Origin of the sequence: Leptolyngbya sp. BL0902 (assembly GCF_016403105.1) — a bacterium.
Lineage (GTDB): Bacteria > Cyanobacteriota > Cyanobacteriia > Phormidesmidales > Phormidesmidaceae > Nodosilinea.
Map to the genome: position 1 here is coordinate 4,238,854 of NZ_CP046155.1, position 15,078 is coordinate 4,253,931.

General features: G+C 59.9%; 11 protein-coding genes. 8 read left to right on the forward strand and 3 right to left on the reverse strand.

Annotation, left to right across the window (positions count from 1 at the left end; all coding sequences use genetic code 11):
* The first annotated feature begins 78 nt into the window (after positions 1-78).
* Both GFS31_RS18780 and GFS31_RS18785 read left to right on the forward strand, forming a co-directional pair.
* Positions 79-1,077 (forward strand): adenylate/guanylate cyclase domain-containing protein, encoded by a 999-nt coding sequence (locus tag GFS31_RS18780; RefSeq protein ID WP_198806245.1) that lies wholly within the window; start codon positions 79-81, stop codon positions 1,075-1,077.
* A gap of 98 nt (positions 1,078-1,175) precedes the next feature.
* On the forward strand, positions 1,176-2,222 hold the full coding sequence (locus GFS31_RS18785) for an endonuclease/exonuclease/phosphatase family protein (RefSeq protein ID WP_198806246.1): 1,047 nt from the start codon (positions 1,176-1,178) through the stop codon (positions 2,220-2,222).
* 52 nt (positions 2,223-2,274) lie between these two features.
* Here the strand turns inward: GFS31_RS18785 and GFS31_RS18790 are convergent, their stop codons facing one another.
* On the reverse strand, positions 2,275-3,933 hold the full coding sequence (locus GFS31_RS18790; RefSeq protein WP_198806247.1) for a D-Ala-D-Ala carboxypeptidase family metallohydrolase: 1,659 nt from the start codon (positions 3,931-3,933) through the stop codon (positions 2,275-2,277).
* A 155-nt stretch (positions 3,934-4,088) separates the two neighbouring features.
* Here GFS31_RS18790 and GFS31_RS18795 point away from each other — a divergent pair, with 155 nt between their 5' ends.
* Positions 4,089-4,871 carry an HAD family hydrolase gene (locus GFS31_RS18795; protein WP_198806248.1) on the forward strand — a complete coding sequence of 261 codons (783 nt, stop codon included), beginning with the start codon at positions 4,089-4,091 and terminating at the stop codon, positions 4,869-4,871.
* A 187-nt stretch (positions 4,872-5,058) separates the two neighbouring features.
* Here the strand turns inward: GFS31_RS18795 and GFS31_RS18800 are convergent, their stop codons facing one another.
* Both GFS31_RS18800 and GFS31_RS18805 read right to left on the reverse strand, forming a co-directional pair.
* The gene (locus tag GFS31_RS18800; RefSeq protein ID WP_198806249.1) at positions 5,059-7,866 is read right to left on the reverse strand and encodes a cation-translocating P-type ATPase; all 2,808 of its coding nucleotides are present in this window, start codon (positions 7,864-7,866) and stop codon (positions 5,059-5,061) included.
* A gap of 201 nt (positions 7,867-8,067) precedes the next feature.
* Complete coding sequence (locus GFS31_RS18805) at positions 8,068-8,889, reverse strand: tetratricopeptide repeat protein (RefSeq protein WP_198806250.1); 822 nt, start codon at positions 8,887-8,889, stop codon at positions 8,068-8,070.
* Positions 8,890-9,750: 861 nt separating this feature from the next.
* On the opposite strand from GFS31_RS18805, the gene GFS31_RS18810 reads away from it, so the two are divergent.
* From GFS31_RS18810 to GFS31_RS18830, 5 genes are all read left to right on the forward strand, one after another.
* Entirely contained in the window at positions 9,751-10,230 is a 480-nt protein-coding gene (locus tag GFS31_RS18810) for a hypothetical protein (RefSeq protein ID WP_198806251.1), read from the forward strand.
* A gap of 38 nt (positions 10,231-10,268) precedes the next feature.
* On the forward strand, positions 10,269-10,712 hold the full coding sequence (locus GFS31_RS18815) for a hypothetical protein (RefSeq protein WP_198806252.1): 444 nt from the start codon (positions 10,269-10,271) through the stop codon (positions 10,710-10,712).
* Between the two features lie 53 nt (positions 10,713-10,765).
* Positions 10,766-11,581: a hypothetical protein gene (locus GFS31_RS18820; protein ID WP_198806253.1), complete on the forward strand. Its 816-nt coding sequence runs from the start codon at positions 10,766-10,768 to the stop codon at positions 11,579-11,581.
* Between the two features lie 75 nt (positions 11,582-11,656).
* Positions 11,657-14,392, forward strand: coding sequence for a carboxypeptidase-like regulatory domain-containing protein (locus GFS31_RS18825; protein WP_198806254.1), 2,736 nt, complete (start codon positions 11,657-11,659; stop codon positions 14,390-14,392).
* Positions 14,393-14,758: 366 nt separating this feature from the next.
* The gene (locus GFS31_RS18830) at positions 14,759-15,055 is read left to right on the forward strand and encodes a hypothetical protein (protein ID WP_198806255.1); all 297 of its coding nucleotides are present in this window, start codon (positions 14,759-14,761) and stop codon (positions 15,053-15,055) included.
* Positions 15,056-15,078: the final 23 nt, after the last annotated feature.

Here is a 15,078-nt window from a genome sequence, read left to right on the forward strand (position 1 = left end):
AGCTCTATAGCCCCGTGGCCCCAGCCATCTCCTAGGGTTAACAAGGTCAATACGATAGTGAATGGCGCGTTAGCTGCGGTGAACACCCCTGAATCTGGCCCCTACCTCACCCTCAAAACCAACGCTGGCCCACGCTACTTGTCCCTCACGGGACTACACTGCTGGACCGTGGGCCGCAGTGATGACAACAATTTAGTCCTGCCTGACCGCTGGATATCTCGCAACCATGCCATGCTCCAAGGCATGGACAACGGATCGTTCTACCTGATTGATTTGGGAAGCCGCAACGGCACCTTCATCAACGGGCGGCGGGTGAGTGTACCCGTAACCCTGCAAGATGGCGACGAAATTATTTTTGGGCAAACGGAGATCAGCTTCTCCAACCCCAAAACCAATGCCCAGAACCTGGCGGCAGCCGGAGCAGCGGCAGCAGCGGATGCCGACCGAGAGTTTACCGCCACCGCCATGCTCCACGTCCGGCGGCTCATTTCGGTGATGGTGGTGGATATCCGCGACTTTACGGGCCTAACCCGTCAACTAGACGAGAAAGTGCTCTCCGAGGCCATCGGCACCTGGTTTCGGCGGGCGGGGGAAATTCTCACCCAGTACGGCAGCGGGGTGGATAAGTACATTGGCGATGCGGTGATGGCGGTGTGGGTACATGGCCCAGAGGGGGCCAGCCCTGACGAGATGCGGCATATTCTCCAGGCGGTCAACACCCTCGCCACCATGACGAGCTGCCTCCACGAGCAGTTTCCGTTGCCCTTTCCCCTACGCATTGGGGCCGGACTGAACACGGGCTATGCCATGGTGGGCAACACCGGATCCGCCAATCGGCCCGACTACACCGCCCTAGGCGACACCGTGAACGCCGCCTTTCGCCTAGAGTCCTCCACCAAGCAGCTTGGCCTTGACCTGGCCATGGGCGAAACCACCTACGACTCTCTCCAAACCCTAGGCTCTAGGGAAACCTATTTTCAGCACCATACGGTTATGCTCAAGGGCTACGACAGCCCCATGACTGCCCACGGTGGCACCTTTGCCCAGCTCAATCAATTTTTGGTGCAGCAAAGCTAGTCTGTGGGTTGCAGGGAAGCGGGGATCAGCTAGGCTACTGTCTATAGCCCTTGCCCTAGGGAGATTCCCTAGGAGTATCACCGAGGATCCGTACTGCCGTGGTCGATAGCCTTTCTGCCCCAGAGCGCCGCCTGTTTCGGGTGGGCACCTTTAACCTGTCTAACCTAGCCCTGCCGGAGCGTGAGTTTTATTCTGGCGAAGCCTACAGCCGCGAGGACTACCTGCAAAAACTTACCTGGATTGGCCGCCAGCTCGACCGCATGAAGGTAGATATTGTGGGTTTTCAGGAGGTGTTTCACCAGGGAGCCCTCAAGGAAGCCCTCCACCGCAGCGAGTACCACCGCCAGCACACCATTGTGATGGCCGAAGGGAGCGGACGTGGCCCTGGACTGGCCCTTGCAACACGGTTCCCGATCTTAGATCAGCGGGTCTACGAAGACTTTCCCCCCGGTAGTGCCCTGGATTTAGACGGTGCAGAACTGCCGATTCATCGGTTTTCCCACCCGGTGCTGGCGGTGGATCTGGCCCTCACCGACACGATTCAATGTACGGCCTTTGTCATCCACCTCAAGTCAAAGCGGCCCACCCTGGCGGATGGCGTAGATCGTAGTGACCCGGTGGAGGTGGCCAAGGGCTATGCGCGGTCGCTGATTCGGCGGGCGGCGGAGGCCACGGCCCTACGCTGTTTGCTGATGGAGGTGCTGCAAGATCGGCGCTATCCGGTGATTGTGATGGGCGACGTTAACGATAACCACACCGCCGTCACCACCCAAATTGTGGCCGGACAGCCCCCCTGGGAATGCTGGCCCTACCGCAAAAAAGCCCCGGTGTGGGACGTGCTGCTGTACCAGGTGAAGGACATCCAGGCCCGCCTCGGCTACGGCGATCACTACTACACCCACATCCACAACGGCCACTACGACAGCCTCGACCACATCATGGTGAGCGAAGAGTTTGCCGCCCAAAACCGCGACCGCATTGGCCGCGTCACCTACGTTTCGGTCTACAACGACCACCTGTTTGACCAAACCCTGCTCGACGAAACCATCGAACCCTGGAAGTCTGACCACGGCCAGGTCGTCGCCACCATCGAGCTAGATCCGCCCCCCTCCACCGTACCTACCTTCCCGGTGCGGCGGGGGTAGCGCTAAGCAGCCCGACTTTCGCGGGTCTCGGACACCCCCCATGGGTCTAGGGCTAATGGGTCCAGCGGGCGCGGTTGGGGCGGGCATCGAGGTGAGCCAGGTTGGGGTAGCGGCGGTAGCGGCCTAGGCCACCGGGCCACCAAGGATCGAGGAACCAGTAGATCTGGTTGCCCGTTAGGCCGGGGCAGTGGAAGTCGATGGCGTCACCCACAATGTGGCGGCTCTGGGATGCGCCTCCCACCTGGCGGTTGATGCTGGCAGGGCGATACCAACTGGTGATGATGAAGGGCCGACCCAGGCGGTCACGGGCCTGCTGGGCCAATTGGGCAATGCGAACAATGGCATCCACCGTGGCCTGGTTGGGGGGCATCCGGGCTCCGCCTCGGGTGGCTTCGGCCCAGGTGAAGTTGCCGTTGGGCACGATGCTGGCCGCGAGCTGAATGTTGTGGGGTGTCCAGCGGGAGGGGCGGGGCGGCGAGGGCAGCGCCAGGGGCACGGGCATGGCATCGGGCGAGGTGGGGGCCGCTCGTTCCATGCGCCGCACCTCCTCCAGCAACGCCTGCACGGTGGCGGTGCGGCCCTCCAGCCTGCGCCAAAGCTGCACTAGACGAATCAGGGCTTCCCGCTGGGGTTCAGTTTCGGTGTAGGTGGTGGGAAGGCGCTGCACAAAGTCTAGAAGCGCCCGGTCTAGGGTTTGGGCCGTCCCCATCAGGGCTTCGGGGTTGTCGGCGTTGGCCACTAGGTCGTCGGGGTTCACCCCCAGTTTTTCCAGGGCTTCATTGCGAGACTCTAGCTCAAACCAGCGGCGGTAGGCTTCGGTGAGGGCAAAGCGTTGGTCGCCCTGGCCCCGGTAGAGGCTGGGCAGGGTTTGCACAAAGGCGATCAGGGCTGGATCGATGATGGGCAGGTTGGTTTCGTGGGCGAAGGGATCGCTGGCAAGGAGGGTGGCGATGGTGTCTTCGCGGGAGTCCAGTTTGCGCCAGAGTTGCACCAGGCGAATCAGCGCCTCCCGCTGGTGGGGGTAGCCGGAATAGTAGCGCAGAGCCGACTGGAGAAAGGCCAGCAGGGCTTGGTCTAGGGCGGTTTCGTCGGGCACCTGATCCACCACGGGCACCTGAAGCACCCCATAGACCGCCTCGGCGGCGTCCAGTTGTCGCCACAGCCGCACCGCCTCCACTAGGGCCTGTCGCTGGCTCTCTAGGCGGCTGTAGTTGGGGGGCACCCGTTCTACAAAGGCCAGCAGGGTGGGGTCAAGCTGGGCTAGGCCCTTGGGGGGGATATCGCCACCGTCTGCGGCCAAGTCTGCCAGGTAGGCTTGTCTTAGGACTGGCCCCTCGCAGGGTTCCAGTTGGGCTGCGTCGGTTTCCTCGACGGTGGGGGTATAGCCCTCGGCCACCGTGGCGAGGAATCGGTCGCTATAGCGTCCGGCGGCGGCGTTCCACAGGTCGGCATTGGCCCAGCCTTGGTCAATCAACCGCTGGGTGAGGCGGCGCAGGGTGTTGGCCGTCACCTGCACCTGGCCGATAAAGGTTTCCACCTGGGCCAAGTCAACCTGATGGATGGGCACCAAGCCCAGGCCCGTTTCGCCATCGGCCAGAGGCGGCTGCCCCTGAACGGCATGGAGTGCCGCCAAGAGGGGCTTGTGGATACCTGTGCGGTTCGCCTCAGTGAGATAGTAATAGTTGCGCTGATCCGGTGCTAGCTTTTCCATAACCCTGTTTTCGTCTCCCCAAACCTGGTAGAACAGCGCCCTGGGCTGTTTCGGTGGCAGGCAGGATGCCTACCCTACCCTGTTCCTGTCGATGCTGTGATGGTCTGACTGATCTTTCGATCCCGTGACTCTTGTCGTCCCTAAGTGTAGAACCGATGGACAAATCCCAACCATGCACCGTCGCCGAGTTTGTCCATCAGTTTCGGCAAACCTGCCCCCGGCCTGGGTTAATCGCCACCGACATGGACGGCACCCTCACTCGCCAGGGACAATTTAGTGCCGACTTGATCCAAGCCCTGGCCCAGTTGCAGCAAGCGGGTTGGACGGTGCTGGTGGTAACGGGACGCTCGGCGGGCTGGGTGCAGGGGCTGGCCCACTATCTGCCCATTGCCGGGGCCATGGCGGAAAATGGCGGCGTTTATTTTCCTGGCCGCGACCGTCCCGAATACCTAACAGAGCAGCCCAAATGCTCGAACCACCGCGAGGCTCTAGCGGTGGTCTTCGTTCACCTACAAAAGCACGGGTTTGATATTGTTCCTGCGGAAGACAACCGTTTTCGCCTCACCGATTGGACGTTTTCCACCGACGGGCTAACCCCCGCCGACTTCACCCGCATGGCGGAAATTTGCCACAGGCTCGATTGGGGCTTTACCTACAGCACCGTGCAGTGCCATCTTTTTCCCCTAGGGCAATCCAAGGCGGCGGGGCTGAAACGGGTCTTGGAGCACCATTTTCCCCAGTTCACCCCCCACCAGGTGATCACCCTGGGCGACAGCCCCAACGATGTTAGCTTGTTCGATGCGGCCCTGTTCCCCCACTCCGTCGGCGTAGCCAATGTGAGGCACTACTGGGCTGCCTTAGCCCACCATCCCCGCTGCGTCACCCACCGGGCCGAAGTAGACGGCTTTTTGGAACTCACCCAGGCGCTTTTGGGCTAGGCGATCTTTACCTGAGTCTGGGGCTGATGCCAAATCTGAGTGAGGCGATCCCGATTCCTAACCCCACCCACGGTAGGGGCGACGTCTCCTCGCCCGCCCATGATACCGGGGGCAAACGAGTCGGATTTAGTATGAGTCTGGGCCTGGATGCGACGAAGACGCTGAACTTGCCCCAAACTGCGGCGATCTAGGTGCGAACCACCTTGCCCCGCAGGCGGCGGTAGATTTTTTCAAACTCGACCCAGACAAACAGCAGTGAGCTAAAGCCCACGCAGATCAGCAGTTCTAGGGGGCTGATGAGGTGGGTGCCGAAGAAGTTCCGCAGGGGTTCGATGTAGATCAACATTAGTTGCAGCAGGGTGGTCATCACCACGGCAAACAACACAAAGGGGTTAGACCAGGGCGAGGTTTCGATGGTGAGACGATTGTCGGAGCGGACGGCGATGGCGTGGCCCATTTGGGCAAGGCAGAGGGTGGTGAAGACCATAGTTTTCCAGCGCTCCGCCGATAGGGTCTCGGTGACGTAACCTTGGGCGTCGTGGTAGGCCCACACCATCATGGTGACGGAAATGACGGTGAACACCAGGCCAATTCGCACCATGTAGGCCCCCAGCCCACGGGCAAAGATGCTTTCCTGGGGGTCGTGGGGAGGTTGATCCATCACGTCGGGGGCGGCGGGTTCTACCGCTAGGGCCAGGGCCGGAAAGCCGTCGGTGACGAGGTTCATCCACAGAATTTGTAGAGGACTGAGGGGCACATCCAAAATCGGCAGCAGCATGGGCGAGAGGGCGATGGTGAGCAGTTCGCCAATGTTGGAGCCGAGGATATATTTGACGAAGCGGCGAATGTTGGTATAGACCACCCGCCCCTCTTCGGTGGCGGCAACGATGGTGGCAAAGTTGTCGTCCAGCAGCACCATGTCGCTGGCTTCTTTGCTCACGTCGGTGCCCGTGATGCCCATGGCAATGCCAATTTCGGCCTGCTTCAGGGCGGGGGCATCGTTGACGCCATCTCCGGTCATAGCCACGATTTGGTCATCGGCCTGGAGGGCCTGAACAATCCGCAGCTTGTGTTCTGGCGACACGCGGGCGTAGACATTCACGGTTTTGACCGCCGCTTCCAGGTCGGCTTGGCCCATGGCTTCGAGCTGGGTGCCGCTGAGTACCTGGGTGTCTGGTTCCGCAATCCCTAGGTCTTGGGCAATGGTCATCGCGGTAATTTGGTGATCGCCCGTGATCATCATGGGCCGAATCCCCGCCGCCCGACAGCGCTCCACCGCCACCTTCACCTCTGGCCGGAGGGCGTCGATCATCCCCGCCAGCCCCAGCCACACCAAATCCTGCTCCACGAGATCGGGGTTGTCGGCGCTGGGAATAGCCTCCAGAGGGCGGTAGGCAAACCCCAGGACGCGCAGCCCCTTGGCGGCGAGGGCGGTATTGTCGGCCACAATCTGCCGCCGCTGGTCTGGCGTGAGAGGCAGGGACTGGCCTTCCACTAGACCGTGGGTGCAACAGTCGAGCAGCATCTCCGGCGATCCCTTCGCCAAGAGCAGGTAGGGCGCTTCTAGCAGGTCGGCGGGCAAGGAAGGCGTGGCCTGCCGATGGGGGCCATTGTCTAGCACCACGCTCATGCGTTTGCGCTCGGAGGAGAAGGGAAATTCTGCCACCCGATGGAGGGTATGGGCCAGATGGTGACGGTCTAGGCCACCCTTAGCGGCCATAACGACGAGGGCTCCCTCGGTGGGGTCGCCGAGGATGGCCCAATCGCCCTGTTCCTTTTGCAGCACCGCATCATTGCAGAGCAGGCTATCGAGCAAAAGCGACTGAAGATCGGGGTGGGCCGCGCCCGTGGCGCTGGCGCTGATAAACTCCCCCTCTGGCGCGTAGCCGTGGCCCGTCACCTGCCACTGGTGGGAGAGGGTGCGAATGTGCTGCACCACCATTTTATTTTGGGTGAGCGTCCCCGTTTTGTCGGAGCAAATGGTGGTGACAGAGCCGAGGGTTTCCACCGCTGGCAGCCGACGAATCAGGGCATTGCGGCGCACCATCCGCTGGGTGCCAATGGCCAGGGTTACGGTAATCACGGCGGGCAAGCCTTCAGGCACCACCGCCACCGCCATACTCAGGGCCACCTCCAGCAGGGCCTCAAAGGCGGGCCATCCGCCCACGATTACACCGCCCCCCACCACCAGGGCCACCAAAATTAGGGAACCGCCCACCAGCACATTCCCCAGTTGATCCATCCGCTGCTGAAGGGGGGTGGGGTCGTTTTCCACCGATTGCAGCAGGGCCGCAATCCGCCCCAGTTCAGTCTTCATCCCGGTGGAGGTGACGATCATCTTGGCGCGGCCCTGGAGCACTTCGGTGCCCTGGAACACCAGATTTTTGCGGTCGGCCAGGGGGGTAGTTTCCGCTAGAACGACGTGGGCTTGCTTACTGGCTCCGTGGGCCTCCCCAGTCAGGGCCGATTCGCGCACTTGCAGGTTAGCCGCCTCTAGCAGCCGCCCATCCGCCGGAACCTGGTCGCCCGCCTCCAGCAACACAATGTCGCCAGGAACCAAGTCGGGGGAGGGCACTTCTTGAAGCCGTCCCTCCCGCTGCACCCGCACGCTGGGGGCAGCCATTTTTTTGAGGGCAGCTAGGGCTTTTTCGGCCCGACTTTCTTGGAAGTAGCCCAGCACCCCGTTCAAAATCACGATGGAGAAAATCGCGATGGCATCCTTAGGAAATTCCTGGTGGCGCAAAGACAGCACCCCCGACACCACCGCCACCGCAATCAACATCAGCAGCATGATGTTGGTGAACTGATCCAGCAGGATACGCCAGGGGGGCCGACCGCCCGATTCCTCCAGTTCATTCGGGCCGTACTGCTGTCGGCGTTCAATGACCGTTTGGGAAGCTAACCCCTGCTCAGCATCGCTTTCTAACCAGTCCAACGCTTGGCGAGCATCAACAACATGCCAGAGCGGATTCTCTGCGGGCTGAACTTTATCCATGAACCAGTACCGACTTGCCAATGGGCCAACGCCTTTAATGGTATAGCGGCAATCCGACTTGGGGGCTTAGGTTGAGATTTTTGCTTGAATGTAACAAAATGCCACCGTTCCACCGCTTCAGGGCCGATCTGGATTTCGGTCTGAGGGAGGATGGGGCCTAGATAGGCGCGGCGGTGAGGAGCCGCAGCGGCTAATGCGCGACTAATACAACGCCTGCATCAGACGCTTGCGGTAGGTGGTGGTGAGGCTATCCCCATCCCCCAGCAGCTTAAATATCGTCAGCATGGCCTTGCGGGCACCGTCGTTGCGGAAGCGGCGATCCTGCTGCACCAGGGCCAAAAAGCCATCTAAGGCTTGGGCATAGTCGGCGGCGAGGGTGGCCTCACAGGCCCGGCGATAGGCTTCCTCTAGGGGCGAGTCTGGCGCTGGTTCGGCCAGGGTAGCTTGCAGGTCGATCAGTTCGCCCAGCCCCGCCACCGCTGAGGCCACAGAACGGTCGTCCCCAGGGATAAGGTCGAGGTATTGGCGGGCGGTGGCCGCGTCTCCCTGCGCTAGGTAAAACCGAGCGGCCTCCATCAACACCTGGGGTTTTTCGGGAAACTGGGTGAGGATCGCCGTCAGGGCGTCCTGGGTTGCGGCCCGGTTGCCCTCGGCTTGTACCGCCGCCAAAGAGGCGAGGGCTTGGTCGAGGGTAGACCGTAGGCCCAGCTTGGTCAACAGATCCCGGATTTGTGGTTCGGGCAACACCCCCACAAAGCCCTCCATCACCTGCCCCTGGCTCACAATCCGCACATCGGGCACCCCCTCCACCCGAAAGGTGCGGGCTAGGTCTGGGTTTTGGTCAATGTCTACCTTGGCGACGGTGATATCGTATTCCTGGGCCAGCCGCTCTAGGATGGGCTTGAGGATTTGGCAGGGGCCGCACCAAGTAGCGTAAAAATCGACCAGCACCACCTGATCGACGGACTGAACCAGCACATCGGTTTCAAAGGTGGTTTGGGTAACGGTAATAGACTGTCCCATGGTGATGCAAGGAGGGATAAGGGCAAGCCGCAGGGCTCGATTCATCACCTTAGCACCGAATTCTTAGGGTTATCGTCGGGTTATCGACAGACCACACCGGGGCAACGGAACCACCTCCAGGAGCCACCAAGGCCCTAGACCCAGCATTGGCAGGAGTCCCCAGTCCGAGGGAAGAGCTATTTCGCTGACCGATGGCGGCCCTCCCATCTAGGCAACCATCGAGAAAATACTGATCCGCTTGGGCGTGGTCATCACCCTATCCACCCTGCCCAAGACGAGTACCAACGGATCTACCCTAACGCTGTAAATGCCGGGAAACTGGGCCAAACTCCCCTCCAGCCCTGGGAAAGGCAGGTTATCTCATCAGCTTTTGGAAAAGCTTTTCTTAAGATAAGCTAAGCCATCTTAAGAAAAGCTGAAACGAAAATAAGGTTTTGATAAGGATTTCGCATTCAAAAACTCACGTAAATTACTTTTTTGAGATCCAAAACCCTCTTTTTTACCCTTTATATGAGTTTATTTTTTCTCAATACTTTTATCAGTCTTGCGAATAGACAAAAATCAATAAACTCATCCCCTCTCACACTCAAAACCCTTTCTGCAAAAGCTTTTAGCAGCCCAGCACCTCCATTTCAATCAGAAATATAAGGAAAAAATAAGAAGGAAATGATAGTTCTAAAAAACACTTCTGCAAAAAATATTTACAATAACATCTGTGTTTATACTGAATAGTCTTGGGTAGCCTAGATATATGGTTGATTCAGTTGGCTAATTTCCCTGTGAATGATGCAGGCTTAACCGCCATCAGGGAGCTAAATTGCTTTAGCCATTCCATTGTTTCAAGAAAAGTTGAGACTTCTCATGAATTTGCTCAAAACGACCGCCATCGCTTCTTCCCTCGTCGCCGCCAGCTTTGTGATGGGCACTGGCATGGCCAAGGCTCAAACTGTGAACGTGCCTTTTGCTGGCACAGTTCTTGGGCTTTGCACCTTCCCTAATGCGGCTGTTCCAGGCGTGCTTGCTATCAACGCGGGCACAGGAGCAGTTACAACGACCACTCCCGGCACGGTAGCCTTAACCTGCACTGGCCCCTTTAATTTCTCCGTGGCTGCTCCGGCGGCTACGGGTGCCAATGCCCTCGCCGGGGCGGGTGCCTCAACAGCAACGCTGACTGTTCAAGGCACGACCGTGAATTCGGGCGCTGCTCCTACAGCCGTGAATGCAGCGGTTACTTTGGAGCCTGTTTCGGTCACGATGACGTACCAGGTCGATGCAGGTGCACTTCCTGTTGGCCCTGGCCTTTACGGCTTTGACGTTGTCGTTACCGCTGCTGGTAACTAGGCCCGAGATAGGTGCATGCCGTTTGTTTGGATGTAACCATGTGTCGTCTACTGGCTACTACCGTGTTGGCGGGGGTGGGGGTGTTGTTTTCGCACCCAGCCCTCGCCCAGGTCATCACCTTTCCCGCACAAACGCCAGGGGTTCTGGTGCAGCCAGCGGGAAATCCCCATCGCCTGCAAACAGGTGTTAATGGCACGGTCACGGTCAGCGTTGTGGGCGGACTTGGCGTCACATTGCAGGTGGCAGCGCCCACCTTTGTCTCTGGGCCAGGTGGACAAACTGACGATCCCCCTGGCACCATCAAAACGGCTACGGCCACGTGGCCCACGGGTAGCGCTACCAGCGGCGGTGGGGCTGCACCCTTCCCGACGGCACTCACCACCGTCGTGAGTGTGTCGATGGCGGTGGATCGCCAACCCCCCAACTTTTTTGCACCGGGTCTGTATAACTATCAAGTTGTTCTGACGGTTGCCGCGCCCTAGTAGGTGTCTGTTTTTAAGATTGCTGATTGAGCTTGCGTTTTGGTTCGTAAACTATGTTTAGCCCACGCTGGTTGGCTGTTGCCTTACGTCCGTTGACCTCTGCTGTGGTGGCGCTGGGGGCCGTTGGCTTTCCAGCCCTAGCGCAGTTGTCTGTTAGCCCCCTAGTAATTGAATCTACGGCCAGCCAGGGCCAAGGGCAAGGGGTCATCATCCTGTCCAATACGGGTGAAACGCCGACCCGGCTGCGGGTGTATGCTGAGCCATTTACCTACGGGCGCGATGGCCTGGAAGTGTTGACGGAATCGGATCAGGATCTAACGCCCTACCTACTGTTTTCCCCCCGCGAACTGGTGATAGAACCAGGGCAAACTCGCATGGTGCGGCTAGCGGCGCGACTATTACCTAGCTTGGGCGAGGGAGAATTTCGCGCCATTGTGTTTACGGAATCCCTGGAAACGATGCCCTTCGGCACTGACGGAAATGTAACCGTGGGGATTATTCCCCGCGTTGGCGTGACGATGTATGTGCGGCAGGGAAATGTAGCCCCAGCTTTAGAGGTGCTATCTGCCACTGTGCAGCCAGAGGACGGCAGAATTGCCCTGCTGGTGGCCAATGCCGGAGACGCCACCGCCCGCCCCGCCGTCAATTGGGCCTTGGTGCACAACGGCACCACCCAGGCCAGCGGTAGAGAAGGCGAAACCACGGTGATTGCAGGCGGAGACCGAAACCTGATGATTGACCATACCGCCAACCAAGAGCCCCCCCTCGCACCGGGCACCTACACCCTCAGCGGAACGCTGACTTGGACGCTGGACAATCGCCAAGAAACCCTGCCCTTTAGCGTGCCCGTTACCCTGCCAGCGCCCTAGGGTGCGGCTCTGCTCCCTGATTGCCCTCCGCCTCTCCTCACAATCAGCGCATCCTTTTCATTTCAGGCAAGTTTTATGTTAGCCCCCCTCCGCATGGTTCTCGTTGCGCCCTGTTTGGGGTTTCTCCTCGCCCTGGGCCATGCCATCCTCCCCCAACCCGCCCTCACCCAAGAGCCCACCGTCAGCGACGCTACCCACGATGCACCCGGCGATGGTAGTGCGGTAGAGGCGGCATCTCCCCAGCCCCAAACACCGCTGGCGCAAGAGGTCATCCCAGAAGCTAGCGCCCCAGAGGCTGAAATCCCCAATGGGGACGGCGTGGATGCGGTGGCGTTTGATCTCCTTCCGGTGGGCATTTTGGTGGGCGACCGTCCTCGGACAGACGTGGTTTTGGTGCGTGGGGCCGACAATGGTCTAGAGGCCGTGGCCCTAGAACGCTGGCTGGTGCCCGTTGAGGTGGTGATGCAGGCGCTTCAGCTTCAGCGCACCGTGCTAGACAGCGGCGAATGGGAACTGCGGTCTCCCGGTTTGGTGATTCGGCTGAACCCCGACGAACTGGTAATGGATCCAGACCTGGGGTTAGCGATGTCGGTGGCCGACATTGAGCAGCGCCTAGGGGTGCCCGTCAGCTTTGAGATCGCCAACTATGCCCTGCGGCTCGATCCGCCCTGGGCAGGGCAGTTTCGGCGGGGGCAGTTTGCCGATCAGCCCGTGATCACCGAGGGCTTGCCCGTGGTGCCTTCGGAGTCTTTTACCGCCACCGCCGTTGCCCAGCGGATGGATTTCTTTGGCAGCAACGGCGTCAACAATGATCAGGGACAGTTCACCGCCCTGGGGGGGCTGCTGGGCGGGAGCTGGTTTTTCCGCATGAACCAGCAGGACTTGTTTGATAGCGGCACCTGGAGTCTGTCGGAACTGCAATACCTCAACCAATCCGACGGGGCCGACTATGCCTTGGGGTCTCAGCCCACCTTTTGGCCCAGCGTTAATGGCACCAGCGGCCAACCGTTTTGGGGCGTCACCACCATTCAGCGGTTTGGCTATGTGCCTGCGTTTTTCTCTGGCAGCGGTGGGTTTAGCCCCAGTTTGCGCCAACAGGCCGATGTGGTGGGGCGCACCATCCAAGGCGAAGCCCCGCCCAATACCCTAGTGCAGCTCACCCTCAACTTTCGCAGCAACGTGATTGCCGAAACCCTAGTGGATTCCAGCGGCATCTACCGCTTTGAGAATATTCCGGGCAATACGGGCCGCTACGAGGTGCTGCTGTTTCCTAACGGCCAGCTCACCGCCGAACCAGAGGTACGTCCGGCCACGTTCTCCACCCTGCCCAGTCGGTTATCGGCGGGAACGTCGGCCCTGGTGGCCTCGGTGGGGGCGGGCCGGGTGCTTCGGCCCAACGAGTTTTTGGGCGACTTTGAAACCGTCATGGCTGGGGCCTCCTACCGCTATGGGGTGTCGGATGAACTCACCCTGGGGGCCGGGGTGGTGCAGGATAGATCGCTCTTTGGCCTAGGGGAACTCTTCTACGAACCGGATTGGGCACCCATCCGACTGGCCGCTACCCTGGCAGGCGGGGCCAACCAAGTGGCTGTCAATGCCGACTTCACCTACGAGCCGTCCACTGCCTTCCGGCTCGACCTCAATACCGACCCCTTCAGTTCCCGATTTTTGGCAAGTTGGCAGGCCATGCCTGGTTTGCGGCTGCGGCTGGGGGGCAACAGTCGGGAAAATGCCCTAATTGCCGGAGCCTCGTTTTTCTACAGCACCTTCGATTTTAATGTCAACGGCAGCGTAGACTACACCACCGATAACTTCCTGCGCTGGAGCCTGCTGTCTCGGTTTGACCGGGCCGAACTGCGCAGCTTTGGCAACGAACTGAGCACCAACAACGAACTCAATGTCAAACTCAACAACGACCGTAACTTCACCCAAGGCCACTTTATGCGCCTAGGCTACGAAACCCAAGCCGCTGGTGCGAATAACCTCGTCACCCTGGGCTGGCGCTACCGTTCTCCAGGCCGTGCCATTGATGGCCGCTACTTCTGGGAAATGGACTTGGGCTATGGCCTGGGTAGCCAGGGCAATGGGGTGGTGGCATCGTTGGGTACGGCTATTTTGCCCGGTGTGGTGCTGCGGGCCAGGTATGACGGCGTTTCGGTCTTAAGTGGAAACGACAGCTACCGCATCGAACTAGTGCCCTTCATCAACACCCAGGCGGGCGTTTGGTCGCAGGACTCCCGCTACGACTATCTACGCCAGGAGGGGGGGCTGTGGATTCAACCCTTCCTAGACCGCAACGGCAACGGCCAGCGCGACGACGGCGAACCCCTCTACCTCGACAACGCCGAACTCCTGTTTGTGGTGGATAATCAGCCCCTACTACCCAACCAGTTTGAACGGCAAGCCAACGGCATTTTCCTACGCTTGCCCCCCGGCCTCCATCGTCTAGACCTCGACCCAGCTGGGTTCCCCATCGATGGCCAACCCAGCCAAACGGCCTACGCCGTGGAAGTGACCTCCGGCAGCTATACGCCCGTGCCCATTCCCATCACCCGTGCTTTCACCGTGGCCGGACGGGTGCTCGACGCCGAGGGCAACCCCGTTGCCGGAGCACGGGTAGAAGCCATCCCCCAAAACGGCGGTGGGCCGCGCCTGTCTGTTACCAACCGGGCCGGAATTTACTACCTCGAAGATCTGAGAACGGGCACCTACCAACTACGGGTGAACGGCAGTCCCGTCCAGCCCAGCGACGTCACCCTCACCGACATGAGCGAAGGACTCCAGGAAATCAACCTGCGCCTTGCAGACTAAACCGCCTTCGTGGTAGGGCTGGGGGAAATGCCTGGTAAATGGGGTGATCTAGCCCTCGCCCGATTGAACCCCAGGCCAAGGTCAGCTCAGTGGCCCAACAGCCTAGAAACCCACCCAGCGGGAAGCAGGCTACCCCCCCAGTCCCTCTTCCTACCAAGGGTTAGGCTACGGCGGCTTGGCAATCTCCTCAGCCTGGATGCAGTCTGCGGCAGCGCCCCAGCAGGCATAAAACTTATCGAAAAGTAACTATAACTTTATGGCAGAGGCTGACAATCTTTATGAAAATAAAGGTATTCTAAGGCGGCAGTAGCATCCCAGGGTGACGGGCCGACTTCATTACCTCACCAAACCCTAGGCACAACCATCATGTATGCCCTAGCAGCCGATCACTTGCTGTACTACAAAATTACATCGGGGCCAGAGGGCTGTCGCATTCGTATTTGGGAAACCCCGGATACAGCGGAGGAAGGCGAACAGGGGTCTTACTTATACATCATCAATCTTCGGGTGGCCAACGTGGCCGAGGCGAAGGCCGTGCTCACCCACCACCTTGCCCTCAACGGAGGAGCCCTTGCCTGTGACCAGGCGGAGTTCCCCCACAAGGGCAAAATTCGTATTCTGGCCTTCCCCACCTGGAATCGTCAGGAGCCCCCGGAGAGCTAGCCCCCGTCGTCTTTCTGAGGTAG